Source organism: Nonomuraea cavernae (genome assembly GCF_014646355.1).
GTDB classification, from domain to species: domain Bacteria; phylum Actinomycetota; class Actinomycetes; order Streptosporangiales; family Streptosporangiaceae; genus Nonomuraea; species Nonomuraea cavernae.
In genome coordinates this window covers 377,904-404,231 of the sequence record NZ_BMNH01000004.1, presented here as the reverse complement: position 1 = coordinate 404,231, position 26,328 = coordinate 377,904, and the positions used below count along the sequence as shown (strand labels likewise).

The 26,328-nt window shown below is 71.7% G+C and carries 24 protein-coding genes and 1 riboswitch; of the genes, 18 read left to right on the top strand and 6 right to left on the bottom strand.

Translation table 11 applies throughout. The features are described 5' to 3' along the window. Window positions 1-311 precede the first annotated feature (311 nt). Entirely contained in the window at window positions 312-776 is a 465-nt protein-coding gene (locus IEY82_RS11150) for a hypothetical protein (RefSeq protein WP_189123947.1), read from the top strand. A gap of 205 nt (window positions 777-981) precedes the next feature. Here the strand turns inward: IEY82_RS11150 and IEY82_RS11145 are convergent, their stop codons facing one another. From IEY82_RS11145 to IEY82_RS11130, 4 genes are all read right to left on the bottom strand, one after another. Then, window positions 982-1,629: a hypothetical protein gene (locus tag IEY82_RS11145; protein ID WP_189123946.1), complete on the bottom strand. Its 648-nt coding sequence runs from the start codon at window positions 1,627-1,629 to the stop codon at window positions 982-984. Beyond that, window positions 1,626-2,012: a hypothetical protein gene (locus IEY82_RS11140; RefSeq protein WP_189123945.1), complete on the bottom strand. Its 387-nt coding sequence runs from the start codon at window positions 2,010-2,012 to the stop codon at window positions 1,626-1,628. Before IEY82_RS11140 ends, IEY82_RS11145 begins: the two co-directional genes overlap by 4 nt. Before the next feature lie 61 nt (window positions 2,013-2,073). Beyond that, window positions 2,074-2,472 (bottom strand): YbaB/EbfC family nucleoid-associated protein, encoded by a 399-nt coding sequence (locus tag IEY82_RS11135; RefSeq protein ID WP_189123944.1) that lies wholly within the window; start codon window positions 2,470-2,472, stop codon window positions 2,074-2,076. A 483-nt stretch (window positions 2,473-2,955) separates the two neighbouring features. After that, window positions 2,956-3,513 (bottom strand): TetR family transcriptional regulator, encoded by a 558-nt coding sequence (locus tag IEY82_RS11130; RefSeq protein WP_189123943.1) that lies wholly within the window; start codon window positions 3,511-3,513, stop codon window positions 2,956-2,958. A gap of 94 nt (window positions 3,514-3,607) precedes the next feature. Between IEY82_RS11130 and IEY82_RS11125 the strand changes: the two genes are divergently transcribed. The 16 genes from IEY82_RS11125 to IEY82_RS11050 all read left to right on the top strand — a co-directional run bounded on the left by IEY82_RS11125 (window position 3,608) and on the right by IEY82_RS11050 (window position 20,014). Next, window positions 3,608-4,372, top strand: coding sequence for an SDR family NAD(P)-dependent oxidoreductase (locus IEY82_RS11125; RefSeq protein WP_189123942.1), 765 nt, complete (start codon window positions 3,608-3,610; stop codon window positions 4,370-4,372). A gap of 202 nt (window positions 4,373-4,574) precedes the next feature. Further along, window positions 4,575-6,203: an FAD-dependent oxidoreductase gene (locus IEY82_RS11120; protein ID WP_189123941.1), complete on the top strand. Its 1,629-nt coding sequence runs from the start codon at window positions 4,575-4,577 to the stop codon at window positions 6,201-6,203. A 177-nt stretch (window positions 6,204-6,380) separates the two neighbouring features. Then, window positions 6,381-7,298: a DNA-3-methyladenine glycosylase family protein gene (locus IEY82_RS11115; protein ID WP_189123940.1), complete on the top strand. Its 918-nt coding sequence runs from the start codon at window positions 6,381-6,383 to the stop codon at window positions 7,296-7,298. A gap of 257 nt (window positions 7,299-7,555) precedes the next feature. Next, window positions 7,556-8,692 (top strand): UDP-galactopyranose mutase, encoded by a 1,137-nt coding sequence (gene glf, locus IEY82_RS11110; protein ID WP_189123939.1) that lies wholly within the window; start codon window positions 7,556-7,558, stop codon window positions 8,690-8,692. Further along, window positions 8,689-9,666 carry a glycosyltransferase family 2 protein gene (locus tag IEY82_RS11105; RefSeq protein ID WP_189123938.1) on the top strand — a complete coding sequence of 326 codons (978 nt, stop codon included), beginning with the start codon at window positions 8,689-8,691 and terminating at the stop codon, window positions 9,664-9,666. The genes glf and IEY82_RS11105 overlap by 4 nt, the downstream gene beginning before the upstream one ends. Next, window positions 9,663-10,928 carry a hypothetical protein gene (locus tag IEY82_RS11100; protein WP_189123937.1) on the top strand — a complete coding sequence of 422 codons (1,266 nt, stop codon included), beginning with the start codon at window positions 9,663-9,665 and terminating at the stop codon, window positions 10,926-10,928. The genes IEY82_RS11105 and IEY82_RS11100 overlap by 4 nt, the downstream gene beginning before the upstream one ends. Further along, window positions 10,916-12,736: a carbamoyltransferase family protein gene (locus IEY82_RS11095; RefSeq protein WP_189123936.1), complete on the top strand. Its 1,821-nt coding sequence runs from the start codon at window positions 10,916-10,918 to the stop codon at window positions 12,734-12,736. The genes IEY82_RS11100 and IEY82_RS11095 overlap by 13 nt, the downstream gene beginning before the upstream one ends. Next, window positions 12,733-13,455, top strand: a complete 723-nt coding sequence (locus tag IEY82_RS11090; RefSeq protein WP_189123935.1) for a hypothetical protein — start codon at window positions 12,733-12,735, stop codon at window positions 13,453-13,455. Before IEY82_RS11095 ends, IEY82_RS11090 begins: the two co-directional genes overlap by 4 nt. Next, on the top strand, window positions 13,452-14,669 hold the full coding sequence (locus tag IEY82_RS11085; RefSeq protein ID WP_189123934.1) for an ATP-grasp domain-containing protein: 1,218 nt from the start codon (window positions 13,452-13,454) through the stop codon (window positions 14,667-14,669). Before IEY82_RS11090 ends, IEY82_RS11085 begins: the two co-directional genes overlap by 4 nt. Further along, on the top strand, window positions 14,656-15,714 hold the full coding sequence (locus tag IEY82_RS11080; protein ID WP_189123933.1) for a GNAT family N-acetyltransferase: 1,059 nt from the start codon (window positions 14,656-14,658) through the stop codon (window positions 15,712-15,714). The genes IEY82_RS11085 and IEY82_RS11080 overlap by 14 nt, the downstream gene beginning before the upstream one ends. A 96-nt stretch (window positions 15,715-15,810) precedes the next feature. Then, the gene (locus tag IEY82_RS11075) at window positions 15,811-16,701 is read left to right on the top strand and encodes a diacylglycerol/lipid kinase family protein (RefSeq protein WP_189123932.1); all 891 of its coding nucleotides are present in this window, start codon (window positions 15,811-15,813) and stop codon (window positions 16,699-16,701) included. 97 nt (window positions 16,702-16,798) lie between these two features. Next, entirely contained in the window at window positions 16,799-17,215 is a 417-nt protein-coding gene (locus IEY82_RS11070; RefSeq protein WP_189123931.1) for a hypothetical protein, read from the top strand. An 82-nt stretch (window positions 17,216-17,297) separates the two neighbouring features. After that, window positions 17,298-17,678 (top strand): YbaB/EbfC family nucleoid-associated protein, encoded by a 381-nt coding sequence (locus IEY82_RS11065; RefSeq protein ID WP_189123930.1) that lies wholly within the window; start codon window positions 17,298-17,300, stop codon window positions 17,676-17,678. Beyond that, on the top strand, window positions 17,675-18,580 hold the full coding sequence (locus IEY82_RS11060) for a WXG100-like domain-containing protein (protein WP_189123929.1): 906 nt from the start codon (window positions 17,675-17,677) through the stop codon (window positions 18,578-18,580). Before IEY82_RS11065 ends, IEY82_RS11060 begins: the two co-directional genes overlap by 4 nt. A gap of 24 nt (window positions 18,581-18,604) precedes the next feature. Next, window positions 18,605-18,964 (top strand): WXG100 family type VII secretion target, encoded by a 360-nt coding sequence (locus IEY82_RS11055; RefSeq protein ID WP_189123928.1) that lies wholly within the window; start codon window positions 18,605-18,607, stop codon window positions 18,962-18,964. Between the two features lie 60 nt (window positions 18,965-19,024). Next, a complete protein-coding gene (locus IEY82_RS11050; protein ID WP_189123927.1) occupies window positions 19,025-20,014 on the top strand; it encodes an endonuclease/exonuclease/phosphatase family protein in 990 nt (329 codons plus the stop codon). A 37-nt stretch (window positions 20,015-20,051) separates the two neighbouring features. On the opposite strand, the gene IEY82_RS11045 is transcribed toward IEY82_RS11050, so the two are convergent. Together IEY82_RS11045 and IEY82_RS11040 are read right to left on the bottom strand one after the other, a co-directional pair. Next, complete coding sequence (locus IEY82_RS11045) at window positions 20,052-23,372, bottom strand: LamG-like jellyroll fold domain-containing protein (protein WP_189123926.1); 3,321 nt, start codon at window positions 23,370-23,372, stop codon at window positions 20,052-20,054. Window positions 23,373-23,757: 385 nt separating this feature from the next. Then, on the bottom strand, window positions 23,758-24,426 hold the full coding sequence (locus IEY82_RS11040) for a CHAP domain-containing protein (protein WP_189123925.1): 669 nt from the start codon (window positions 24,424-24,426) through the stop codon (window positions 23,758-23,760). A gap of 11 nt (window positions 24,427-24,437) precedes the next feature. Next, window positions 24,438-24,587: riboswitch (cyclic di-AMP (ydaO/yuaA leader) on the bottom strand. A 323-nt stretch (window positions 24,588-24,910) separates the two neighbouring features. Between IEY82_RS11040 and IEY82_RS11035 the strand changes: the two genes are divergently transcribed. Next, a complete protein-coding gene (locus tag IEY82_RS11035) occupies window positions 24,911-26,320 on the top strand; it encodes an amidase (RefSeq protein WP_189123924.1) in 1,410 nt (469 codons plus the stop codon). The last annotated feature ends 8 nt before the right edge of the window (window positions 26,321-26,328 follow it).

Sequence of the window (26,328 nt, the reverse complement as noted above, 5' to 3'; positions counted from 1 at the left end):
TAGGTCGCAGAGACACGACAGAACCTCCTTCGTCCTCTCCGCGGCCCAAGTCCCCTCAGCGTCTCCCGCGACCCGGCAATCATCAACCGAATCGACCAACAAAGGCGTAAACGCCCGGGGTTCCACGCCAGATCACGCTGACGGTCCGGCCAGGTCGTCTCACGGGCCGTCGGCTCCTTCTCCGGCCGCACTGGTCGCACCTGAGGTTGTGCACGGGGCCCGCACCCTCACAGCACGCCAGATCATCTCGACGCCGTCGCCCGGACGGGGAATCCGGGCGACGGCCACACCTCACCAGCACTGGGGGCACAGTGAAACGACTTCTCCACACCGCGCTCGTGGCCGGCCTGACGTTCACCGGACTCTGCGCGACGTCGCCCGCCGCGTCGGCGCAGACGGGCGTCATCAGTAAGACGTGGAATCTCCCGAACCTGCAGAACCCGTCATCGGGCCGGGCGAAGGCGCAGATCCGGAACGCCAGGGTGACCTGGTACATCGACCGCACCGAAGGCCGGGAGTGGATCACGGTCACCGCGCAGCTCCGCGACTCCGGGCCGGGTGACGGCTGGTGCGCCCGGATCCGGCTCGTGGACTGGACCACGCCGGGTAACGAACCGGCTTACGCCAAGGAATGCAACGGCGTCTGGCAGACCAGGACACTCTCCGCGAATTACACGCATTACGCCCGCCCGTCTCACCGGGCCCGGGTCGACCTCGACCTCTACACCTCGAGCGTCAGCTACAGCACGCAACTGCACATCAACCGTCCCTGGTAGGCGCATCTGATGCCTGTCAGCGCCGTCGCCCGGACGGGGAAGCGGGCGGCGGCGCCGACGTGCTTGGCCATGGGCTCGGCGGTCGCAGCCGCTGGGACCGGCGGCTGCGCTCAGGGGCCGGTCCCGTAGCGGGAGCCACTCATGATCGACATCCTGCCGTAAAGCGGTGGCGGTCACGACCGCCCTGAGTGGTCCCACGCATGAATCACGGGCCTAATCCGAGGTTTTTCGGCATGGGTTTGGCGATCTGCTCGAGAACCGCTTTCTGCTTGACGATGAGTTCCCTTGCCTGGCCCACGTTCTGCTCGAGCTGGGACGTGAGCGGCTTCATGCCGAGGTCGAATTCATGGACGAGGGACCGGGATTTCTTTTCCACCTCGCTGCGGTCAACCCCGATCGAGAACCAACGGGACCACCACCATCCCTCGGTGTCGTCCAGCGCCTTCTTGAGATCCAGAAGACTCAGCATGGCGGTCTCCTTGAAGGCGGAAAGGTTTCGATTCACCGCCCAGACCGCTCCCCTGATCACCTCGGATGAGTGGGAGATTTCCCTGGCATTCTGCAGAGGAATGGAATTCCAGTACGCCACGAAGGCGTCCAACGCCACCCCGTCGTTCTTCTCCCCCATCTCCTTGAACTGTTTTTTCAAGGCGTCATTATTTCCCAGCTGCGCCAGCAGCGCATCGCACACCTCACCCCAGGCCTCGAACGCTTGGTAGTATTCCCAGTTGTCGTCCGCCGGCCACCTGAACTTCATGCCTTTTTGGCCCCAGTGCGAGAGAAGTTCCTCCACCTCTTCATGATCTGCGAAGTCCAGGTAGTACGGAGTTCCGCGGAAGTCGATATCGTTCACGACGTCTCCCCTTCCGGCCGATCAAGTTTCTTCTCAAGCTTCCCGTACGCCGCGGCGAGGTTGTGGTCCTCCACGGCGGTTTCTTTTTTAGCCATCCTGGCGAGCCCGTCCGACCCCCACGTGACCTGGCTCCGCAGGTTCCGCAGCGCGTCCAGCACCGCCTTAGCCGCCGCATTCACCTCCACGGCGAGTCCGTCGGCATAGAACAACTTGTAGTGGTGCGGAATCGGATCGCGTTGGTCCGACGGCCGGGGGGCGCGCCGGTCGTAAATGCGATCATTCGTTATGATCAGCTCACTTACGGCACCCGCAATGCCCTCTATCGCTTTCGATCCTTTGTTGAGGGAATCGGGGTTCCACATGGCGCCTTCGGGGCCGGCCAATCAACACTCTCCTTGTTCGGCGGCCGACGCCTTTGCGGCCGCGACGGACGGGATCGACAGCTCAGCGGTCTTGCGACAGTTTGGCGAGCGTCTCCTGGATCTCCCGCGTTCGATACGCGTACATCTGCGCGTTCTCCTCCAGGCTCTTCCGAAGGCGCTCCTGGATGACGCGCGCCCGCTCCTCACGCAGGGGGGCGGTCGCCTCAGCGAAGCGACGGAACCAGTCCTCCTGGGCGTTCCGCAGCGCCTCCGCAGCCAACTCGGCGAGCTCCTCGGAGCCCCTGCGCATCACCCGGGGGTCCATGTCGACGAGTTCGACCAGCCCGTTCCCGCCGATCGTCACTCGGACACTCTGGTCGCCCGAAAACCCCTGCCCCACCAGCTGAGCAGCCAACTCACGCGATTCGGGAAAGACCGACTCCATGGAATGGCCCACTTCAGCCGGGTAACGGTCGTTCATCTCTGCTCCGATACGGCACTCGTCGTTCGCGATCGCAGACAGGAAGGCATGACGACCGCTCGGGCGCAGCCGCGACGACGCCGATGCCGTCCATGCCCCTGGCCGCCAAGACCTGCCACCACCACAATCGCCTCCAGCTTCACCCCGCGCCCATCTCCACGACCGGGAACATCCTCACCGAATGACATTCGGATTACACCAGGACCACAGAGGCACCGCACGCGAAGAGATGAGCCACCGCGAATGTCGTAGCGGCTCTGAAACCAGCATGATCCTATATAAAGATCGTCAAAAAAAGGGGAGAAGTCGCACGATAGCCGTACATCGCGACCGACCTGAGGCCATCGATCAGCGAAGCAGCCAGACCATGGTCAGCCGATGCGGAGCGTGCACGGCCGCGGACCTGGCCTTTGGCCCAGGGTCACCGCAAGGCGAAACCAAACCCGTGGGACCCGTAGTCGTGGAGGTGGGCCGTGGCGGCGGTCAGGGCTCGATGCCGCCGCGGAGCAGGCTCCACATGCGCCGGGCGGTCTCGGGTCGCTCGGCGGCCGGGAGGTTGGCCAGGAGGCTGGCCAGCATGCCGACGGCCAGGACCAGGTCCTCGGCCGTCACGTCGGCGCGGACGCGCCCTGCCCGCCGGGCCTCGGCCAGCCCGCCCTCCAGCAGCCTCGCCACGCGATCGCGCAGGACGATGACGCGCGGGTCGGGATGCGAGGGCGTGCTGACCATGGTGACGAACGCGGTCGAGGCGATGGTCTGCTCGGTGATCAGGGCCAGCACGTCGTCGAGACCGGCGCCGGGCTCGGCGGCCAGGGCCTCCAGGTCGGCGACGCTGTCCTCGAACACGGCCAGCGCGAGGCTGATGCGATCGGGAAAGTGCCGATAGAGGCTGCCCTGCCCGACTCCGGCGGCGCGGGCGACCATGCTGAGCGGCGCGTTGTATCCGGCGTCGGCGAAGACCTCACGGGCCGCCGCTATGAGTGCCGCGCGGTTCTCCGCCGCGGCACTGGGCCCTCTGTTCGGTCGACGCGCGGCAGGCATGGCGGCTATCGTAGCAACCGGACATTGTTGTCCGGTTGCTGTGACCCGCTTCGCCTTCACCCCCTCTGCCGCGCCCCCATCAGGAGGACGAACCATGACGACCGACACCTTCGACAACCGCGTGGCGCTCATCACGGGCGCCGGCTCCGGGATCGGCAGAGCGATGGCCATCGCCTTCGCCAAGGCCGGCGCCCGTGTCGTGGTCTGCGACATCAAGCCCGAAAGCGCCGAGCTGACCGCCTCCGACATCGGGGAGGCCGCCCTCGCCGTGACGGCCGACATCGGCGACGAGGCGTCGGTCACCGCGATGGTCGAGACCGCGATCAGCGCGTACGGACGGATCGACGTGCTGTGCAACAACGCCGGCATCATCGACAACATGGCCCTGCCGGCCGACATCTCGATCGAGATGTGGGACAGGGTTCTGCGCGTCAACCTGACCGGCACCTTCCTGGTCACCCACGCCGTCCTGCCGCACATGCTGCGCGAGGGACGCGGCGCGATCGTCAACACCGCCTCCGAGGCCGGCATCCGAGGCGGCGCGGCGGGCGCCGCCTACACCGCCTCCAAGCACGGCGTGGTCGGCCTGACCCGCAGCGTGGCCTGGGCGTACGCCAAGGAGGGCATCCGCTGCAACGCCATCCTGCCCGGCCCCACCCTGACCAACATCGCCACGGCGGAGGGCGCCGCCGCCTTCGACACTGCCGGCGTCACCCGGCTCGGGCCCGTGCTCGCCCTGGGCGATCAGATGGCCCAGCCCGAGCAGATGGCCGACGCGGCCCTCTTCCTCGCCTCCGACGCCGCCTCGTTCGTCAACGGCGCCATCGTCCCGGTGGACGGCGGCTGGTCGGCGGGCTGAGCTCCGTCGACGGGGCCGACGCCGGTCGGCGAGCTGAGTTCCGTCGGCGGGGCCGAGGCCGGTCGGCGAGCTGAGGCCGGCGGTCCGCGCACCTGTTGACTCGGCGAACGCTCATCGCACAGACTACGAACCGTTAACCGGACAGAACTGTCCGGTTGGTGAGATCGCCTTCCGGGCCGTCTCGCGTGAAACGAGGGAGCTTATGACCGATCAGTGGGACGACCTCGTCGACGTACTCGTCGCGGGCTCAGGCGCGGCGGGCCTGACCGCGGCGATCGCCGCGGCCGACAAAGGGCTGACCGTCCTGGTGGTGGAGAGCACCCCGAAATGGGGCGGCACCACGTCCATCTCCGGAGGCGGGCTGTGGATGCCGGCCAACCCGCTCATGATCCGGGCCGGCGTCCAGGACTCCACCGGCGAGGCCCGCCGGTACCTGGACGACGTGATCGGCGACGTCGGGCCGGCCTCCTCGCCCGAGCGCAGGGCGGCCTTCCTGCAGACCGTTTCCGAGGTCGTGACCTTCCTCGGCCGCCTCGGCGTCAGGTGGAGAAGGTCCGCCGACTACCCCGACTACTATCCGGACCGGCCGGGCGGCAAGGTGGGCCGCTCCCTCGAGGTCGCGGCCTTCGACACCAGGCTGCTCGGCGACTGGTACGCCAGCTCGCGCGCCAAGGACAGCATCCCGCTCCCGCTCATGACCGACGACGTGTGGCTGCTGGCCCGCGCCTGGTCCACCCCCAGCGGCTTCGTCCGCGGCGCGCAGTTCGTCTTCCGCTCGCTCGGCCAGCTCGCCGCCGGCAAGCGCCCGGTCGGCATCGGCGGCGCGCTCGCCTGCTCGCTCATGCACATCGTGCGCACCCAGCAGACCCCCGTCTGGCTCTCCACGCCGATCGTCGACCTCATCGTGGAGGACGGCGAGGTGGTGGGCGCGGTCGTCGAACGGGACGGCCGGCGGCGGAGGGTCCGAGCCCGGCACGGCGTCGTCCTGGCTGCCGGAGGTTTCGCGAACAACCGCGAGTGGCGCCTGAAGCATCACGGCGTCCCCGGATACTCCTCCGCCCCCGAAGGCGACCTGGGCACCGCCATCGAGGCGGGCACCCGGGCGGGCGGCGCGCTGGCGCTCATGGACGACGCCTGGTGGGGCGGGAGCCTGATCGGCCCCGACGGCAAGAGCAGCTTCCTCGTCGCCGAGCGCTCGCTCCCCTTCAGCATCATGGTGGACGCCAACGGCGAACGCTTCACCAACGAGTCGCAGTCGTACATCGACCTCGGGCACGACATGCTCCGGCACGACGTGCCCGGCCCGATGTGGATGATCACCGACGTCAGGCACGCGCGGCGCTACCTGAACACCGCCTATCTGGGCCGCAAGAAGAAGTGGATCGAGGCGGGCCTGCTCGTCGAGGAGCCGTCCCTGAAGGCGCTGGCCGCGAAGATCGGCATCGATCCGGAACGGCTGGCCGCGACCGTCGAGCGGTTCAACGGCTTCGCCCGCACCGGGGTCGACGAGGACTTCGGCCGCGGCCGGACCGTCTACGACAACTACTACGGCGACCCACGGGTCAAGCCCAACCCCAACCTGGGCGCGCTGGAGCGGGGTCCCTTCCGCGCCGTCCGCATCCATCCGGGCGACCTCGGCACCAAGGGCGGCCTGCTCACCGACGAGCACGCCCGCGTCCTGCGCGAGGACGGGTCGGTCATCCCGGGCCTGTACGCGGCGGGCAACACCACCGCCTCGGTCATGGGCCGCACCTATCCGGGCCCCGGCTCGACCATCGCCCCCGCCGTCGTCTTCGGCTATCGCGCCGCGCGGCACGCCGCGTCCCGCTGAGCCCAGGCTCGGATCTCGCGGATCGGCCCACGCCGATCCGCGAAATCCGGGCGGTCCGGGCGGTCCGGGCGGTCCGGGCGGTCCGGGCGGTCCGGGGGTCCGCGAGGTCCGGGGGGCCGCGAGGTCCAGAGGGTCCGCGAGGTCCGGGTGGTCGGCGAGGACTCTTACCATTCGCGCATGACCACGCACGGATTCACGCTCACCGCCGAGGGACCGTTCAGTTTCGACGCCTCGCTGCGTTTCGTCGAGGACTGGCCGGCCACCAGCGCGCTGCCCTCCGACGGGCGGGCGCTGCGCTTCGCCTACTGCGCGGAGACCGACTGGCGGCCGATCGGCGTGACCGTGACGGCCGCGCCGGGCGGGGTCGCCGTGGCCACGACGCGGCCCACCGGGCCGGGGATCCGGGGCGAGGTGGCCCGGATCCTGTCCCTCGACGTGGACGGCGCCGGGTTCGCCAAGCTCGGCGAGGCCGACCCGGTCCTCGGCGAGCTGCACCGGCTCAGCCCCGGCCTGCGGCCGGTGTGCTTCTGGAGCCCGTGGGAGGCGGCCTGCTGGGCGGTGATCGTGCAGCGTTCGTCGATGCTCATCGCCTCCCGGATCAAGCAGCGCATCGCCGAGCGGTGGGGAGCGAAGGTCACCCTGGACGGACGGGAGTACCCGGTCTTCCCGCCGCCCGTGACGCTGCTGGACGCGGGCGGGCTCGGTCTGCCCGCGCAGAAGGAGGAGTGGGTGCGCGGGCTGGCCCGCGCGGCGCTCGACGGCGTGCTCACCACCGAGCACCTGCGCTCCCTGGCTCCGGAGGAGGCCCTGGCCGAGCTGCGCGCCCTGCCCGGCGTGGGACCGTTCTCCGCCGGGCTCATCCTGATCCGCGGCGCGGGTGCGCCGGACGCGTTCCCGGGCGACGAGCCGCGGCTGTTCGCGATCCTGCGCGAGGCGTACGGCCTGCCGGAGGACACCCCGCCGGCCGCGTACCGCGGGCTCGCCGAGGCGTGGCGGCCCTACCGCTCCTGGGCCTCCTTCCTGTTCCGGGCGTCCACCTACGGCGCCGTGGACGATCGCGCCGGTGCCCGGCGCCTGACGACGGATGATCACTGACCGCGATCTTTACCCCACGTTCAGCAATGCGTCACAACTCCATTACAACCGCCCGCAAAGGACTTTCGGACACTGCCCCATATCCAGTGATACTGACACCGGCAACATCAACACCGGTCAACCGCGACTCGACCGCGCGGGGGCGGACCGGGTGACAACCCAGAGCGGGTGGCTCTCTGGGCGATACGACCGTCTGCTCGCCGGCAGTTCACAAGACCTATGGCGTGCCAGCCGGCGTGAAGAACGCGAGGACGGCAGTGGAGATTGACCTCGTCATAGCCGGCGCCGGGCTCTTCGGCCTCACCATGGCCGAACGATCAGCGCGCGAGCTCGGTTTACGGGTGCTCGTCGTCGAGCGCCGCGACCATATCGGCGGCAACGCCCACAGCGAGATCGAGCCGAGCACCGGCATCGAGATTCACACCTACGGCACCCATGTCTTCCACACCTCCAATGAACGCGTCTGGGAGTACGTCAACCGGTTCACCGCCTTCACCCCGTACCTGCACCGGGTCTTCTCGGTGTTCAAAGGCCGCGTGTACTCCATGCCCATCAATCTGGGCACGATCTGCGAATACTTCGAACGCGTCCTGTCGCCCGGCCAGGCCCGCGCCCTCGTCGCCGAGCAGGCGGCGGAGTTCCCCGACCCGGCCAACCTCGAGGAGAAGGCCATCTCCCAGGTGGGGCGCCCGTTGTACGAGGCGCTCATCCGCGGCTACACGGCCAAGCAGTGGCAGACCTCGCCACGCGACCTGCCACCGGAGATCATCGGCCGGCTGCCGGTCCGGTACACCTTCGACGACCGCTACTTCGACGACACCCATCAGGGCCTTCCGGTCGACGGGTACGCGGCCTGGCTGGAGCGGATGGCCGACCATCCCCGCATCGAGATCCGGCTCGGCACCGACTTCTTCGACCTGGACGCCGCGGGCGCCGTCCCCGTCGTCTACACCGGCCCGCTCGACCGGTACTTCGGCTACGCCGAAGGCGCCCTGACCTGGCGCACGCTGGACTACGAGATCGAGGTCGCGCCGACGGGCGACTTCCAGGGGACGGCGGTGATGAACTACGCCGACGAGGACGTCCCCCATACCCGCGTCCACGAGTTCCGCCATCTGCATCCGGAACGCGGCCATCCGGACGACCGGACCGTCATCATGCGCGAGTACTCCCGCTTCGCCGGCGCGGGAGACGAGCCGTACTACCCGATCGGGACCCCTGCCGACCGGGCCCGGCTGCAGGCGTACCGGAAGCGGGCCCGTAGCGAGCCCGGGGTGTTCTTCGGCGGCCGGCTCGGCACCTACAAGTACCTCGACATGCACACCGCCGTCGCGTCCGCGCTGACCATGTACGACAACCGGATCCGCCCGCACTTCGCCACGGGCCGGCGTTGACCACGGGCGACGGGCCGGCCGACGCCGGGCTCTCGATCGTGATCCCCTGCTTCGACGAGGCCGACAACGTCGGCCACGTCTACGCCGAGGTGGTGGCCGAGTTCGGCGACCTCGACCTCGAAGTGATCTTCGTTGACGACGGCAGCGGCGACGGCACCCTGCCCGCGCTCAAGGCGCTGGCGGACGCCGACCCCCGGGTGCAGTACATCTCCTTCACCCGCAACTTCGGCTTCGAGGCGGCGTTCTCCGCCGGATACCGGTACGCGAGCCGGCCGTGGGTCCTGCACCTCGACGCCGACCAGCAGTTCCCCGCCGCCGAGGCGCGCCGGCTGATCGAGGCGGCGGCGGGGGGGCGGCACGACGCGGTGTTCGGCGTCCGGGCCGGCCGCGACGACCCGTGGTTCCGACGCCTCGGCTCGGCCGGCTTCCACGTCCTCGCCGCCCGGTTGGGGATCGAGGTCCCCCGTGGAGCCACCGCGTTCCGCCTGGTGCGCACATCACTGGCGCGCACCGTCGTGGACCTCCGGCTGGGCTCCCCGAACTTCCTGGCGACCGTGCCACGGCTGACGAACCGCTACACCACCGTCCCGGTGGGCCACCGCGCCCGCCTGCGGGGCACGTCGAAGATGAACGTGCGCGGGCTCGCGCGGCACGCCGTCGACCTGTACGTCAGCGTCGGCCGGCGGCTGACCACGGCGGTCACCGGCCTGGCCGTGGGCGCCGGCGCGGTGGCGCTACTGTGCGCCCTCGCCACCGCGCTCGGGCTGCTCGGCCCGGCGGCCGGCCGCGCCGCCGGGTTCCTGCTCGCGGCGGTGGCGCTGGCGGTCCTCGGGTTCACCGTGCGCCACCTGGTCTCGATCGCGGCGGGCCAGGCCGCCCGTCCCCGGCTGTTCTACGTGCGGGAGTCGACCGTGCCGGTCCGCGACGAGGACCGGCTGCTCGGCCCGGCGGACACCACGAGGGCGCCGTCGTGACCACCGTGACGGTGGCCGTCCCCCGGACCGCGACGATCCTGCGGCTGCTGATCGGCCGGGGCGCGTTCCGGGTCGGGGTCCAGGTGACCGCGGTCGCCCTGGTGACCGTGTGGGACGGGCCCGCGTTCAGTCTCTACGCCGGCGCCGTCGGGCAGTGCGCGTGGCTGCTCCTGGCCGGCGACGCGCCGGAGAAGGCGGCGCTCAAGACGTTGCCCCGCACCAGACGGCTCGGCCCCTCGGTGGCACGGCTGTCGCTCGCCATGGCGGCCGTCCCCACCCTGGTCCTGCTGGCCGCGCTCGTCCCGGTGGCGGTGTTCGCCCCGCTGTCGGCGGCGACCGCCTACCTGGCCGCCGGGACCTGGTCGGCCTGCACCGGCCTGCTGATGGCGGTGTCCGGCCTGCACCGGCTGCGTGGCCGGCCGGGGCTGGACACGGTCGCGTTCGGAGCGACCGGCGGCGTGGTGCTCGCCGTCACCGCGGCCACCCTGCTGGTCGGCTGGGCGCCTCAGGTCCATCTGCTGCTGCTGCTCGCCGGCACCCTCGTGGTCACCGCCATGGCCGTGGCGGCGCTGCCCCGCGACTGGCTGCGCAGACCGCCGGGCGCGCCGCGCCGGCGGCTGCTGGGCAAGCTGGCCCGCCTCACCTGGCTGCTCGGCGTCGCCGACCTGTGCGACGCGCTCTGCTTCGCGCTCGTCTACCTGGTGCTCGCCGTCTCCGGGCTGGCGGGCCAGAGCGGGACGCTCTATCTCGCCCTGCTCCCGGCGGTCGCGGTCTGCCAGGTGGTCGTCTACCTGCTGCGGGTGACGCAGCCGGCCACCTCCCACCGGCTGCGCGGCGTCCAGGGCCGCTCGGGCCGGTCCCGCGCCCGGCGGCTGCTGCGTCTCGGCGAGCGCCTGGGCGCCGGGTTCGCGGCGGTGTTCGCCCTGCTGCTGGCCGTACCGGTCACGCGGGGGCACCTGACCGCCGGCGAGCCGTCCGTGCTCGCGCTCGGGCCGCTGGTCGGCGTCGTGCTGATCCTCTTCCTGATCGTGATGTACGCCGGCTACCTGGTGGAGAACACCAACAACGACGTGCTCGTCGTGACCTCGTCGGGCGCGCTGGTCGGCCTGGTCGCGACGGGCCTGCTGGCCGTCGCCCTCGTGCCGTGGCTGGGCGCGCTCGGCGCCTTGGCGGCTCTAGCCCTGTCCATCCCGATCAAGGCTCATACGATCCGGCGAATGATGATCTTCCGCGAATTGGAGCGAACGACATGTACGTACTAGGCATCTCCCGGGTGCACGACTCGGCCGCGGCGCTGGTGCGCGACGGCGAGATCATCGCCTTCGCCGAGGAGGAGAGATTCACCCGGGTCAAACACGACGGCCGGTTTCCCGCCCGGGCGATCCAGTTCTGCCTGGAGCAGGCCGGAATCGGCCTCGACGAGGTGGATCACGTGGCGTTCTACTGGCAGCGCTGGCGGGAGGCCGCGCACGCGGCGAAGGTGTTCGCCCGCTACTTCCCCGGCACCCTTGACGTGTTCCGCAACGAGCGCGAGAACGGCGCCAAGTCGGCCGGCCTGGTCGAGACCCTGCGCCACGGCGGTGGCCCCAAGAAGAACGACGACTACCACGTCGGCGGGGCGGTCCTGGCCCACATCAAGCGCACCTACACCCTCGCCGACGACGTCAGGGCCGCCGTCGGCCACACCGGGCCGACCAAGTTCAAGGTCCACCTCATCGACCACCACCGCTCGCACGCGGCCAGCGCGTTCTTCGTCAGCCCGTTCGACAGAGCCGCGGTCCTCACCCTGGACGGGGTCGGCAGCGACGGGACGACCACCTGCCTCGCGGTCGGCGACGGCAAGCGGATCAGGGACCTGAAGCGCATCCGGTATCCGCACTCGCTGGGCGCCATGTACGCGATCGTCACGGGCTACCTCGGCTTCTACTCCACCCGCGACGCGGGCAAGGTGATGGGCCTCGCGCCGTACGGGAACGACACCTACGTGGAGCAGTTCGCCGAGCTGCTGCACCTCACCCCGGACGGCGGATACGAGCTGGACCTGAGCTACTTCCAGCACCACCGCAACGGCAAGCACATGGTGTCGCGGAAGTTCATCGACACCTTCGGCCCGCCCCGTCCCCAGACCCGGATCACCCAGGACAATCCCGTCCCGCAGCACTACATGGACATCGCCTACGCCCTTCAGGCCACGCTGGAACGGGCCGGCCTGCACCTGGCCCGCTGGCTGCACGAGGAGACCGGGATGACCCGGCTCGCGGTGGCCGGCGGGGTGGCGCTCAACTCCGTGATGAACGGCCGCATCCTGCTGGAGACCGGGTTCGAGGAGTTCTTCGCCCAGCCGGCCTCCGCCGACGACGGGTCGTCGCTCGGCGCGGCGCTGGAGGTGAGCGTGGGCCGGTTCGACCGGCCCAGGCCGACGACCGGTTACGTCTTCACCGGTCCGGAGTTCACCGAGGAGCGGATGGAGCAGGCGTTACGCGACGCGGGCGTCGAGTACCAGCGGGTGGACGACATCGCCCGCCACACCGCGGCGGGGATCGCCGAGGGGCTGATCGTCGGCTGGTTCCAGGGCCGGATGGAGTGCGGTCCGCGAGCCCTGGGCAACCGGTCACTGCTGGCCGACCCGCGCGATCCCCAGTCCAAGGCGCGGATGAACGAGAAGGTCAAGCATCGCGAGCCGTTCCGCCCGTTCGCGCCGTCCTGCCTGGCGGAGCGGTCCGGCGAGTACTTCGCCAGTGACCATCCGTCCGAGGTCATGCTGCTCGTCTTCGACGTGCTGGAGCACCAGCGGGCCGTGGTGCCCGCGATCACGCACGTGGACGGCAGCGCCCGGGTGCAGACGGTGAGCCGCGCCGACAACCCGCTCTACCACGAGCTGATCAGCCGGTTCGACGAGCTCACCGGGGTGCCGATGCTGGTCAACACCTCGTTCAACGACAACGACGAGCCGATCGTGTGCACCCCGGAGGACGCGGTCGCCTGCTACCTCAAGACCGACGTGGACGCGCTGGCGCTCGGGCCGTTCTGGGTGCGGAAGCCGGCCGACGAATCGGGTGCCGGCCGATGACCTCCGTTCGCCCCACCCGCCGCGGCACCGCCCGCGCCGACGCCTGGATCGCGGCGGCCCACCGGAACCGGAACTGGCTGTGGCTGGTGTCCGGCGTCCCCACCGCCGTGCTCGCCGGGCTGATCATGCTCGTGCTGCCGCCCCAGCAGACGCTGGGCGACCTGGCCGACTGGGCCTTCCGGCTCAGCCCGTTCGTGTTCGGCGTGGTGACCGTCGCGCTGCTGCCCCTGCGGCGATTCGGACCGCCGCTGCTGCTGGCCGCGGTCGTCTTCTACATGGGGGTCCTGGACACCGGGCTGGTGCTGCGGATCCTGCCCTTCGGCGCCGCGTCCGGCGATCAGCAGGACCTCCTGTTCCAGACCATCTACCAGTGGATCCTGCTGACCGTCACGTTCGTCGTGCTGTTCGCGCTGCTCGGCTACCGGATGGGGGGAGCCCGTACGACGTCGGTCCTCAAGCTGGGGCTCGCCTCGGTCCTGGTGGTCATCTCCGGGCTGAACGATCTCACGTTCTGGCTCACCTACGACTGGCCCGACGGCCCGCCGTCGCACCTCCACTACGCCTCCCACATCATCGTCTTCACCGGTGGACCGCCCAGCATCGCGACCGCCGTCGTGTTCATGGTGATCCACCTGGCCCTGGCCGTCGCGGTGCTGTCGCTGCCGCTGGGGCGCTACGTCGACCAGGCGGTCGCCCGGCACCGGAAGCACACGGCATGACCTCACTGCTGATACTCGGCGCCGCCGACGGCGCGCTGTCCACCTACCGCGTGGCGGCCGAGATGGGCTACCGGACGATCGCGGTGGACCAGTCGGCCACCGCGCCGGGCGTCGCCCTCGCCGACGAGTACCTGCCGGTCAGCACCCGCGACGCCGGGGCGATCCTGGCGGCACTCGGCGGCCGTACGGACGTGGCGGGCGTGGTGGCGCCGTCCAGTGACGTCGCGGTGCCGGCGCTGCGCGAGCTGGCCGTCGCGCTGGGGCTGCCGAGCCGGCTCTCCGAGGAGGCGGCCCGGGCCTCGCTCGACAAGTGGGTGGTGCGCGGCATCCTCGACGAACTCGGCGTGTCGTCCTATCCCTGGATCATGGGCGACGACCCGGCCGAACTCGCCGCGCGGGCCCGCGCGCTCCGCTTCCCGGTCTTCGTCAAGCCCGCCGACGCGCAGAGCGGGCGCGGGGTGACCAGATGCGTCTCCCCCGGCGCTGTCCTGTCCGCCGCGATGGCGGCCCGTGACCGCTCCTACAGCGGCATGATCATGGTCGAGGAGGAGATCCCCGGAGTCCTCTACAACTGTGAGTGCGTCGTGGACGACGGACGCGTGGTGTTCATGGCGGTGAGCCGGCAGACGGTGAGCCCACCGCCTCTGGTGCTGACCCTGCGCCGCGACATGCCGGTCGCGCTGCCCCCGGACGTCGAGGACACCGTCCGCTCCGTCGTGGACAAGGTCTGCGCCCGCCTGGACTATCGGCGCGGGCCGCTGAACCTCGACCTGATCGTCACTCCGGACGGCGAGCCGTACCTCATCGAGCTGGGGCTGCGCACGGGAGGCAACGGAACCGACGACCTGGTACGGCTCTGCCACGGCGTGGACCCCGTACGGGCCGCCGTGCAGGCCGCGACCGGTCTGCCGATCGAGCTGGATCCGCACCCGCCACGTCCGGTCCGATGGCAGGTGATCACCGCCGAGCGGGCCGGGACCCTGGTGTCGGTGTCCGGCGAGGAGCGGGTCAGGGCCGTCCCGGAGGTGGCCGAGCTGGTGGTGCTGGCCCGGCCGGGCCGGCGAGTCCGGCCCTACCAGGACGTGTCGGACCGGCTCGGCTGGTTCGTCGTGCGGGCGGCCACGACCGCCGCGCTGGACGCCTCGGCCGACCTCGTGGCCGGGACCATGAGGTTCGAGGTGGCCGGGCCGGAGAACAGCGATGCACACGGTTGACGTGCTCACCTCCATCGAGGGAGTGTCACCCGGCGAATGGGACTCGCTCCGCGGCGAGCTCCCCTTCGCCGGGCATCGCTGGCTCCACCTGGCCGAGACCGTCCTGGCCGATCACCGGCCCAGATATCTGCTGGTACGCCGGCAGGGAAGACTCGTGGCCGCCGCCGTCGGCGCGCTCGAACACCGGCTGCAGAACCCCCGGCTCGACGCGCGGTTCGGCCGGCTGCTGCGCCGCTCGCCCTTCCTGCACGTGGCCGTACCGATGACGGCGTCCCCGGGGCTGCTGGTGGGTGACGGCCCCGACCCACGGGCCGAGCTCGACGTGCTGCTGCGGGAGATCCGCGACTTCGCCAGACGAGAGCGGTCGCCGTTCTGCGTCGTCGACCATCTGCCCGCGCCGGATCCGGCCCATGCGGAACAACGCGGTTATCTCCGGCTCGGCTGGCTGCCGGACACCCGTCTGGATCTGACCTGGCCGTCGTTCGACGACTATCTGGCCGACCTGCCGAGCAAGAGGCGCCGTGAGATCCGCCGCACGCAGCGGCGCGCCGAACGCGAGGGCATCGTCGTCCGGCCGCTGATCCCGACGGCCGAGGACGGTCCGGCACTGGACCGGATGGTGGCGGACGTGACGCGCCGTCACGGCGCGGTCCGGCACTACGGGCCGGATCTGTTCGTCAAGGCGGCCACCGTCCTGGGCGCCGACCTCACCCTGCTCGCGGCCCACCGGGACGGCACGCTGGTCGGCTGCATCGCCCTGCTCCGCGATGACGACGACCTGGCGGTCAGGTGGATCGGGCGTGACTACGAGCGCACCGCCGGCACCGCCGCCTATCACGCCCTCCTGACCGCGTGCGTGCGGAACGCCATCTCGTCGGGCGCCCGTACGCTGCGCTTCGGCGCGGCGGCCTACGAGACGAAGAAGCAGTTCGGGGTGAGCCTGGAACCGCGAAGCCGGCTGTTCGCCGCCCGCAGCCGGGCCGTCACCTCGCTCATGGGCCTGTTCAGCCGTCGTTTCGACCCGCCTGACCTCCCGGCCGGCTGAGGACGCGCGCCGCCCCGGACACCCGGCTCCGCGACCTGGAGGGTTTCGCCTGATGGATCAGGGGCACCAGGCGGGCCAGAGAACGGAGGGGACGGGGTGTCACGCAAGCTGGTGGCGATCGGCAATCCGGCCGCGGGCGGGGACGACGACGAGACCCGCCGGGCGGTGCTGCGCGCGCTGGGCGACGAGGCCGACGTGGTGACCTGCGTCGTGGAGGAGCCGGGCGACATCGACCGGGTGCTGGACCGGCACCCGGACCGCGCCCCCGTCGTCCTCGGCGGCGACGGCTCGCTGCACCGGGTGGTGGCCGCGCTGCTCGCGCGGGGCGAGCTCGGCACCCGGCCGGTGGGCCTGGTCCCGATGGGCACCGGCAACGACCTGGCCCGCACGCTCGGCATCCCGCTGGATCCGCGGCAGGCCGCGACGCTCGTCCCGCGCGGAGTGGAGCGGCCGCTGGATCTGCTCGTCGACGACCAGGGCGGGATCGTGCTGAACGCCGTGCACGTCGGGGTCGGCGCGCTGGCCTCCGAGCAGGCCACCCCGCTCAAGCCGTTGCTGCGGCGGGCCGCGTACGCGGTGGGCGCGCTGGTCGCCGGCACCCGGGCGCGGGGGTGGCGGCTGCGGGTCCGCGTGGACGGCCGGGTGATCGCCGACGGCCGCCGGCGGATCCTCATGGTGGGCGTCGGCAACGGCGGCTCGATCGGCGGCGGCACCCCGCTGGCACCGGACGCCCGGCCGGACGACGGGCTGGCCGACGTCGTCATCTCCTACGCCGTGTCGCCCTGGTCCCGCCTCGTCTACGGGCTGCTGCTGCGGCGCGGCGGGCACGGCCGGCTCGACGAGGTCACGACCGTCAGGGGGACGTCGATCGCCATCGACGGCGAGCCCGTCCCGGCCAACCTGGACGGCGAGCTGCGCCCGGCCGCACCGCGCTGGTCCTGGACGCTGCGCCCCGCGGCCTGGCGGGTGATCGCCCCCGGCGGCTGAGCCGGAAGCGGGCCGCTCACTGAGCTCCAAGCCGTGTACAAGAGCGCGCCGGTAGTCCTTGGGGTGACGAACGACCCACGATCCCGGGAGACCTCTCATGCGCATCGCCGCCCGCCTGCTGACCGGCATGACCGCCGCCGCCATCGCCCTGGCCGTCCAGGGCGCCCCCGCCGCCGCGGATCCCACGTCCTGGAAGTGGGGTGGCGTCCACTCCACCGACGGCAAGGCGACCGCGTGGGGGCGCGTCGTGGCCGGACAGTCGGGGCTGATCGTGAAGGGATACCTCGACGACACCCATGGCAAGGGCTGCTCGTGGGTGCTCATCCGGCGCCAGAGCGGGCAGAACGGCCGCTGGCGGACGCACGGCGTGTACAACTGCGTGACGGGCACGGGCTCGTTCAGCAAGAGCGTCGGCGGGGCGCTGCAGATCAGGGTGCAGGTGTGCCGAGGCAACGCGACGCGCCCGGTCGGCGAGTGCTCCCGCTGGAAGACGATCTACACCCAGGGGGGCTGACGCAGGATAAACATATATTTCCGGCTTGTTTACTTCTGTAACCTGAGTGACTCGACGAGTCGAAGAGAGTCAGGAGACGGAAATGACATCGCCGGCCGATCCGTTCAGCGACACCAGCGACCATGAGTTCAGCAGGCTACTCGACCGCTTCCGCCAGGAGACCGCGGAGCTGGAGCGGTTACGCGAACGGATCGCCGCGGTGCGCGGCCGGGGCGTGGCGGCCGACGGGCGCGTCGTCGTCGAGACGACGCAGACCGGGGCCCTGGCCGGGCTCGTCATCGACTCGCGCGCCATGCGGCTCGACTCCGCCGAGCTGGCGGCGGCGATCCTGGAGGCGTCCGCCGAGTCGGCCGGTGACGCACAGCGGGCGGTGGGCGACCTCATGGCCCCGTTCGTCACCGGCACCGTGCTCGACCACACCGGACCGCCGGACGCCCGCCGCGCGCGGGGGAGCCGCCCATGAGCGTCAACCCGGCGCGCGTGAGCGTCTACGGGCTCGGCACCATCGGCATCGCCGCCTTCGTGTTCAAGATGCTCGCGGTCGACTACCCCGAGGGCCACCCGGCGAAGGCGCGTCAGGCCGCCGAGGTCTGGTCGCGGCTGGCCGAGCGCATCGAGCAGGCCCCGGACAGGACGTTCGCCGCCGCCGAGTCGGTGTGGAGGAAGAACTCCGGGGACGACGTGGACGCCTACCGGAAGGCCGTGACGGCAGGACTGTATCCGCAACCCCCCGAGTCGGGCTTCGCCGGCCGGCTCGCCGACCGCTGCCGGCGGAACAGCGCGGCCTGCGCGGAGTTCGCCGAGGTGATCGAGACGGCCCGGCACGCGTACTGGACGCTCGCCCTGGCCAACTTCGCCAGCTTCGTCTACATCACCACCTTCCCCTGGCAGGCCGGCGCGGCCTACCAGATCACCCAGTTCCTCATGCGGCGGGCACAGGCGGGCCTGCTGGCGAAACTGCTGGAGCACAGCCTCGCCCGGATCCTGCTGAGCAAGCTGACGGAGTACACGATCGGCAGCGCCTTCTTCGCCGTCGGCGACGTGGCGGTGGTGGCGGGCGTCAAGGCGGCGCGGGGCGACGACCCCGGCTCCCTCGGGGACAACGCGACCCAGGCCCTGAAGGAGTTCGCCGCGTCGTTCGCCTTCTACGGCGTGTTCGACGCCGCCGCGCCGCTGGCCAGGAGGGCGACGGCGAACGTGGACGTCCAGTACTTCCTGAACCGGCTGGCCGGCGGGTCGCTCGGCTACGGCCCCACCTACGACGCCCTGAACGGCCAGGAAGGCTCGGACCTCGTGCCCACCTGGAAGGAGACCCTCGGCCGGATGCTCCTGTACTTCACCATGGCCCACAAGCCGGCGGGCTGACGCGATGACGATGTGGAGGAGAGCGTGGAGAACCATCCGTCCCAGATCCGCTCGGCGGCCAAGGCGTTCGACATCGAGAGGGAGGAGCTCGGCGGGTTCGTCGACGACGCGGCCAAGCAGCTCAACGCCATCGGCGCCTTCTGGGGGGAGGGCAAGGAGGGCGTGACGTTCTTCAAGGGCCAGGGCGGGGGCAGCGGCTACGAGGCGGTCACCGGTCAGATCATCGAGGCCATCGAGATGCTCCTCGACGCGCACGAGGAGATCCCGAGGCGGCTGCGCCTCATGGCGGACAACGTCCAGGTGACCGACTGGGCGAACGTGGCCCTCGTCCTGTCGGCGCTGCCCCCGGCCGAGCCCGGACAGCCGATCTGGGGGCAGCCGTAGGGGTTCTCGCGCGGCGTCTCCTCATCCGCGTTTAAGGATGGCCCCCTAGGGTGTGCGGCTGTGCTGACGCAAGGTGACACAGAGACGACGCGGCGGGCGCGGCCCCGCCGGACCCGGGCCGCGCGGGTGACCGCCGGGGTGGCCGTGCTGCTCGCGGCGGGGACGGCCATGCGCGTGGGCGGGCTGGAGTGGGGCGTGTTCCTGGTGCCGATGGTCGCCTTCACGCCGTACTTCGGGGTCGCCGCGCTGGTGGTGCTGGCGATCGCGGTCGCCGCGCGGAGCAGGGTGGCGATCGCGCTCCTGCTGGCGGTGTGCGCGTGCCTCGCCTGGTGCGTGGCGCCGCGCGCCGTGGGCGCCACCGCCGTGGCCGAAGGCCGGCCCTTACGGGTGCTGACCGCGAACCTCAACGGCGGGCGCGGGGACGTGACGGTGATCGTCGACCTGGTACGCCGGCTGGACGTCGACGTGCTGAGCATCCAGGAGCTGACCTGGTCGGCCCGGCAGCGGCTGGACGCGGCCGGGCTGGAGGGACTGCTGCCGTACGAGGTCACCCAGCCGGCGCCGCGCGGGCCGGAGGGCAGCGGTGTGTACGCGCGTCATCCGCTGCGCGAGCGGGGCGGGCTGTTCCGGCCGGTCGGGCACCGCATGCCGGTGGCCGAGGTGGCGCTGCCCGGCGGCTCGGCGGTGGAGGTGGTGGTCGTGCACCCGGTCGCGCCCGTGCCCCCGACGGTGCCGGAGTGGGAGGCCGGCATCGCCACCCTGCCGCCCGCCCCGGCCGCTGGGCCGCCGCGGCTGCTGGCGGGCGACTTCAACGCGACGCTCGACCACGCGGTCTTCCGGCGGCTGCTGGCCACCGGCTACACCGACGCGGCGGCGGCCACCGGACAGGGCCTGGTGCCCACCTGGCCGGCGGGGCGCGGGCTGCCGCCGCTGGTGGCCATCGACCACGTGCTCGGCGACGCCCGCGTCCGGCCGGTCGCCGTACAGGTGCACGACCTGCCGGGCTCCGATCACCGCGCCCTCTTCGCCGACCTCCGCGTCCGGCCGTGAGAGCCGCGGGGAGAGCCGCGGGGAGAGCCGCCGACGGTCATTCGGCGGCGAGGCGGGCGACGTCCAGGTCGCCCAGCGCGCCCTGGTAGGTGCGTACGTCGTCGAGGGTGCCCGGCCAGTGACCGGCCATCACCCCGTCGCGCAGCGCCCGGCCGAGCTGGAGCGGCCCGGTGGAGTTCCAGGTGCTGGAGTGGCTCACCTCGGTGGTGGACACCAGGTGCCCGCCGACGTAGATCCGGAGTTTGCGCGCGAGCGCGTCGTAGACGCCCGCGACGTGCGTCCACTCCATCACGTACGGCACGACGTCCGAGCGGGCCCGCACGATCGAGGCCGCGTTCGCGTCGGCGCCGGCCATGCCGAACATCCAGCGCGGTCCGTCGGCGGCGTAGCCGAGGACGAAGCCGCTGGCGCGGGTGCCGCTCTGGGCGACCGCGGCGGCGTCGGCGGCCGGCAGCGTGTCGAGCTGGGCCCAGGCGGTGACGGTGAAGCTCTGGTCGGTGCGCGTGGCGGCGCGGCCGGCCTGGGCGTGACCGCCGGTCCCGTCCAGCGAGAGCGCGCCGTCGAGCCAGCCGCTGGTCCAGGTCGCGGTCCCGCCCAGGGTGAGCGGGCCGGTCCTTGCGGCGGCGTCGGCGGCGGTGAGGCCGGACTCCTCGTCGAGCTTCCAGTGCCCGGTCAGCGTGGCCGCCTGGCTGACCAGCAGCGCCACCTCCTCGCCGAACACCGCCCGGTCGTAGACCCGCACGTCGTCCACGTCACCGGGCCATGGGTCGGTCATGCCGCCCTGGTAGAGGGCCCGCCCGAACTGCAGCGCGGTCGCCGGTCCCGCGCCGCCGTGGTAGGCCACGGGCCCGGCCGCCCGCACACCGTTGACATAGAGGAACAGCGCCTTCGCCGCCGAGTCGTAGACGCCGGTCAGGTGGGTCCACTCGCCGGGTCGTGGCACCACCGCGGGGTTCAGCGCCCACACCGACTGCGAGGTGCCGCCGGAGTGGTTCATCATGAACCCCCACGAACTGACGTCGGTCCGGTAACCCAGCCAGAACCCGCTGTGCAGTTGGCCGCTCTGGCTGACCGCGGCGACGTTGCGCGCCGGGAGGGCGGTGCCGGCGAGCCGTACCCAGGCCGAGACGGCGAGGTTGTCCTCGGTCGGCACGATCGGCGCGCCGGTCGCCGCGTGCTGCCCGGCACCGGCGAAGCGCAGCGCCTTGCCCGCGCGGCCGTCGACCCAGGCGCCGCCGCCGAGGGTGGCCGGGTGAGCGCCCGCCGAGTCGGCCGCCGTGGTCCCCTGTCCCTCGTCGAGCCGCCAGTGGCCGGCGGGGGCGGTGCCGTCCCTGACGTTGAAGACGTAGCTGCGGATCGGCCCCAGCCCGCCCGCGGCGTTCTTGCCGCGCACCGACAGGACGTTCGGGCCGTCGTCGCTCGGCGTGAGCCGGACCGTCGCCGACCCTCCCGGGGCGTCGGCCGGCACCTCGGTGGACGGGCCGGTGTTGAGCCCGTAGAGGAACGCGGTCACGTCGGCCGCCCCGTTGGCGGCGAAGGTGAAGCTCCCGGCCCGGCCGACTCCGTCGCCCCAGCCGTTCTCCGGATACCGCTGTGAGCTCACCGCCGGCTCGCGGCCGGGCTCGCTGGTGTCCACGTCGAGCTCGCACCACGGGCTCCACTCGCCGGTGGTGATGGCGTCCTCGGCGCGCACCCGCCACCGGATCAGCGAGCCGTCGCCGTACGCGCCCGCCGGGACGCTCGCGGTGAACGCGTTGCCGGAGGAGGCCATCGGCGTCAGCCATTCGCCCACCGGGTTTCCGGCGGCGTCCTGCCACTCGAAGCGGCCTCTGACCGAGTCGTCGGCGTCCCGGAGCTTGGCCCAGAGCTTCGGCGTCGCGGTGCCCACGACCGGCCGGGCGGCGCCCGACACGCACGGGCCACCCGGGTCCGTCCAGGCGTCGGCCGCCACCGGCGTGGCCGGGACGCTGTTGTACTCGACGACGAGCACGGGATTGTTGCGGAACTTCTTCCACGCGTACGTGTCGGTCTCGCTGGTCGCCCGCAGGCCCAGCGTGATCGTCCCCCAGTTGGCCGCCGCCGCCTTGACCGCCGCCGCCGTCGCGTCGAACTCGACGCCGCCGGCCGGGCACGACGAGCTCCAGCCCTTGGCCACGGTCTCGGTGTCGAGCTTCTGCGACCATGACGGCTGGTTGTTCCAGGTGGTGGACTTGCTGATCGCGCCGGTGAGCCAGAGCTCGACCGCCTTCTTGGTGCAGGACCACGACCAGGTCTCGTACGTGCGCAGCGTGGCCTTGACGATCTGCTTGCCGTGGATGGCGGTGCCGGTGTTCATGGTGAAGAAGGAGCGGTTGGTCTGGCCGGTTTCGTTCTCGTGGCCGACGCGGGCCACGTCGCTGGAGTTGAGGTAGTTGGTCGTCGGGTACTTCTTCCAGACCGACGTCCACGAGCCGCGCGGGGCCGACACCGACGGGTCCAGGTAGACGGGATAGCGGGTGCCGGGCGCGGTCAGCATGGCCCGGTCGGGGGCGAGTGTCAGCGTCTCGCCGGCCAGTTCCAGGCCCATCGCCTCGTGCCGCGAGCCCGGGGCCGGCCCTTCGCCCGGCCGGACGGCGGGGGCGGCGCGGCGGCCGTCGGGAGTGGCGGGCGAGTCCCACATCAGCGGCACCGGGGCGACGAACACCTCCGCGCCGGCCCGGTCGACCGCCTCGACGCCGCCGCCCCGGCTGCGCCGCACGGACAGCCCTTCGGCCCGGAGGGCGAACCGCAGCCGGTCCAGCCGGCCGTTCTGGGCCGCCTGCCGCGTCTTCACCACGAGCACGTGCGAGAAGCCGTCCACGTCGGCCGTGACATGGAGGTCCACGCCGGGCAGCACCTCGGCGTAGGTGGCGGTGGGGCCGTCGAGGGCAGGCGCGGGCAGGCCGCCCGGCCAGGACACGGCCAGTGACTTGGCCCCTCGCGTGACCGTCGCCATCGGAGCCGCGCCGCCGCCGGAGAACCGCAGTCGGGCCGCCGTCGCGACCGGAGCCACCGAGCCGTCGGGCAGGCGCCGCAGTGTCGTGTCCACCTCGACCCAGCGGCTGTCCTGGCGCACGCGGATCGGCCGGGCGTGCTGCTCCAGCACGAGGGCGCCACCGGGGGTGGCGTGGACCGTGCGCGTCTCGGTCCGCAGGGAGCCGACCTCGACGCGCTCCCCGGTCAGCCGCGCCGCCGACAGGGCCTCCCGCTCGGTGGCGGCCCCGGCCGCGGGTGGTTCGGCCCGCTCGGCCCGCTCAGCGCCCGAGGTGGCGGAGGTGGCGGAGGTGGCGGTCGCCGGCGGGACGACGGCGGTGCCGGCGACGAAAAAAGCAGCCGCCATGGCGACTGCTGTGACACGTCGGGTGCTGTGACCGGGACCTGATGGGGTGTGCCCTCTCGCCTGCACCGCGATCACCGCTCCGATAACGCGACAGGCGGGTGTCCGCATGGATCCACTCGACTCTCCTCCGGCTGGTACGGGGCGGCCCCGGGATGGTGTCCGACGAGGGAAGGGGCCGTCACGGCCGCCGGCCGATCCGACCGAACTACGATCTTGACCGCACTATACGACGCCGTGGTCATCCCGTCACCAGCCCACTTCGGGCAACATGTCCGCCGTCCCGAGGAAACGACATCCGCGCCCCGGTGTGCGGGGCGCGGATGTCGTCCGGACGGGGGATCTCCGGCGGAGGGGGTCAGGAGGAGGTCAGGAGGAGGTCAACCGGTCAGGCCTTGTAGGCGGGGTAGCCGTAGCCCGTGACCTGCGTCTTGGGCCGGACTCGCTCCTCGACCTTGCCGTTGCCGGTGTTGCCCTCGATCGCGGTGATCGTGCCGTCGCCGTTGTCCTTCTTGACCAGGCCGACGTGGTCGATGCCGCTGGTGGACTTGCCGCCGTTCCAGTCGTAGAAGACCACGGCTCCGGGCTTGGCGACGTCGCCCCAGCGCTTGTTGGCCTTGAACCAGTCGGCGTAGGTGACGGTGTAGGCGTCCCAGCCCATCGTGCTCCGGGCGCCGGCCTGCTCGCCGACCCAGGAGATGAACATGGCGCACCACGGGGCGTTGGCGTACAGCTTCGGGCTGCCGCCGCCGTCACGGGCGAGGGTCTCGGCCGCGCGCGGCGAGGACATGTACCAGCTGTGGTACGGGGTTCCGCCGCCGGACGCGTTCTCCTTGACGCCGATCTGCGATTCGGCGATCTGCAGCACGCTCTGGGTGCTCACCTGGTTGGCGGGGGCCGCGGCGACCTGCTGCTGGGAGGCGTTGGTCTGCGCCGGGTGCTGGGCCGCCATCGCCGGCGCTCCGACGAAGGCCGCACCGGCCGCGATGGTCAGCCCGACTGCGATCCGGGAGGCGTTGGCCTTGATCTGGGCGCGGTTCAGGATGTTCTTGGCCATGCAGAGATTGCTCCTTGCTTCCATTCCGCCTACCGGGTTAGCTGCCGGGTTCGGGCGTGGAAGTGCCCTACGGACCGTCTCTGGAAGAGATCGACCGATTCACCCCAGAAATGAAGTGGGTCCCCGGTTTCGCGATGTCGCGGATTCGGCGGGCCACGTCGCTCTGCGCTGAAGGTTCACGCAGGTCAGGACGTAGTCTCCGGCAATTGAACGGTAACGTGGACGTCTCTCTCAGCCCTGACGTCTACCGCATATGTCCACCAAGGTATGCGAATCGTATAGAGCACTGCAAGCGCGGTTAGGGTCCCCCTAACGGAATCCCCTATCCCGCAACGGATGTCGGCCCGAACTTTTACCTTTCCACCCTCAAACGGGCCTCTCGGAAAGGCAAAGCGGGGGCGCTCCAGACCACCCCGCGATAGATCGAACCGCGACCGGCATGGTATGGAGACTGTCCACTGTCGTGACACCCGTGAGGACCCCCATGCCGATCTCCCTTGGCCCGTTCGCCGGCCGCGGCATCACCGAGCTCGCCCGTGACCTGCGCGCGGGCCGGACCACGTCGGCCGAGTTGACCGAGCTGGCGCTCGACGCCATCGCCCGGCTCGATCAGCAGCTCAACGCGTTCGTGACCGTCGACGCCGACGGGGCCCGGGCGGCGGCGCGGCGGGCGGACGGCGAGCTGGCCGAGGGCGCCGATCGAGGCCATCTGCACGGCGTGCCGGTGGGCGTCAAGGATCTGATCATGGTCGCCGGCCTGCCCGTGACCATGGGATCGCGGCACTTCGCCGGCCACGTCGCCGAGACCGACGCGGAGTGCGTGACGCGGCTGCGCCGGGCCGGCGCGGTCATCGTCGGCACGACCACGACCCACGAGTTCGCCTACGGCCCCACGGGCGACCGGTCGGCCACCGGCCCCTCACGCAACCCCCACGATCCGGCCCGCATGTCGGGCGGCTCCAGCGGCGGCAGCGCGGCCGCCGTGGCCGCCGGCCTGGTCCCGCTCGCGCTCGGCACCGACACCGGCGGCTCCGTGCGCATCCCCGCCGCGCTGTGCGGGGTGGCCGGCTTCAAGCCCGCGTACGGCGCCATCCCGGCGGACGGCGTCTTCCCTCTGTCGCGGACTCTCGACCACGTCGGCGTCCTGGCGGGCGACGAGCGGGACTGCCTGCTCGCCTACCGCCTTCTGGCCGCGACCGCCCCGGCCGAGGGCGGTCACCCCGAGTCCGGCGCGGATCACGGCACCCCGGCGGGCCCGCCCGGCGACGCCGGGGCCGCGCGGGTGGCCTGGCTGGATCCCACCGGTCTGTTCGCCTGCGATGCGCGGGTGGTGAGCGCCGTGCGCGCGGCGGCGGGGCCGCTGGAGGAGGTCCGGCTGCCCGCGGGGATCGCGGGGGAGCTGCGGGAGACCTACAGCGCCGTCCAGAGCGCCGAGACGGCGGCCGTGCACGCGGGCCGCCTGGCCGAGGCGCCCGAGCTGTTCGACCCCGAGGTGCTCGAACGCCTGCGCGTCGCGTTCGAGATGCCCGGCTGGAGATACGTCCGGGCCATGGACGAGCGGTCCCGGCTCGCCGAGATCGTCGGCGCGCTGTTCGACCGGCACGACGTGCTCGCGCTGCCGACCGTGCCGCTGACCGCCCCGCCGCTCGACCGGCGCGAGACCCGGCTCGGCGGCGAGACCGTCGCCGTGCGGGCCGCCCTGCTCGCGCTGACCAGCCCGTGGAACGTGCTCGGCCTGCCCGCGCTGACCGTGCCGGCCGGGACGGTGGACGGCCTGCCGGTCGGGCTGCAGCTGGTCTGTCCTCCCGGCCGGGAGCACCTGCTCTTCGCGGCCGCCGCCCGCCGGCCCGCGCCGCATCGCGCCGCCGCCCCCGGCCGGGACGTTCAGCCCTGACCCGGCCA

Excerpts from the sequence above, each read along its gene's own strand:
- IEY82_RS11135 (WP_189123944.1), bottom strand. The coding sequence starts at position 2,472 with ATGAACGACCGTTACCCGGCTGAAGTGGGCCATTCCATGGAGTCGGTC.
- IEY82_RS11130 (WP_189123943.1), bottom strand. The coding sequence starts at position 3,513 with ATGCCTGCCGCGCGTCGACCGAACAGAGGGCCCAGTGCCGCGGCGGAG.
- IEY82_RS11125 (WP_189123942.1), top strand. The coding sequence starts at position 3,608 with ATGACGACCGACACCTTCGACAACCGCGTGGCGCTCATCACGGGCGCC.
- IEY82_RS11120 (WP_189123941.1), top strand. The coding sequence starts at position 4,575 with ATGACCGATCAGTGGGACGACCTCGTCGACGTACTCGTCGCGGGCTCA.
- IEY82_RS11115 (WP_189123940.1), top strand. The coding sequence starts at position 6,381 with ATGACCACGCACGGATTCACGCTCACCGCCGAGGGACCGTTCAGTTTC.
- IEY82_RS11095 (WP_189123936.1), top strand. The coding sequence starts at position 10,916 with ATGTACGTACTAGGCATCTCCCGGGTGCACGACTCGGCCGCGGCGCTG.
- IEY82_RS11090 (WP_189123935.1), top strand. The coding sequence starts at position 12,733 with ATGACCTCCGTTCGCCCCACCCGCCGCGGCACCGCCCGCGCCGACGCC.
- IEY82_RS11085 (WP_189123934.1), top strand. The coding sequence starts at position 13,452 with ATGACCTCACTGCTGATACTCGGCGCCGCCGACGGCGCGCTGTCCACC.
- IEY82_RS11080 (WP_189123933.1), top strand. The coding sequence starts at position 14,656 with ATGCACACGGTTGACGTGCTCACCTCCATCGAGGGAGTGTCACCCGGC.
- IEY82_RS11070 (WP_189123931.1), top strand. The coding sequence starts at position 16,799 with ATGCGCATCGCCGCCCGCCTGCTGACCGGCATGACCGCCGCCGCCATC.
- IEY82_RS11065 (WP_189123930.1), top strand. The coding sequence starts at position 17,298 with ATGACATCGCCGGCCGATCCGTTCAGCGACACCAGCGACCATGAGTTC.
- IEY82_RS11060 (WP_189123929.1), top strand. The coding sequence starts at position 17,675 with ATGAGCGTCAACCCGGCGCGCGTGAGCGTCTACGGGCTCGGCACCATC.
- IEY82_RS11045 (WP_189123926.1), bottom strand. The coding sequence starts at position 23,372 with ATGGCGGCTGCTTTTTTCGTCGCCGGCACCGCCGTCGTCCCGCCGGCG.
- IEY82_RS11040 (WP_189123925.1), bottom strand. The coding sequence starts at position 24,426 with ATGGCCAAGAACATCCTGAACCGCGCCCAGATCAAGGCCAACGCCTCC.
- IEY82_RS11035 (WP_189123924.1), top strand. The coding sequence starts at position 24,911 with ATGCCGATCTCCCTTGGCCCGTTCGCCGGCCGCGGCATCACCGAGCTC.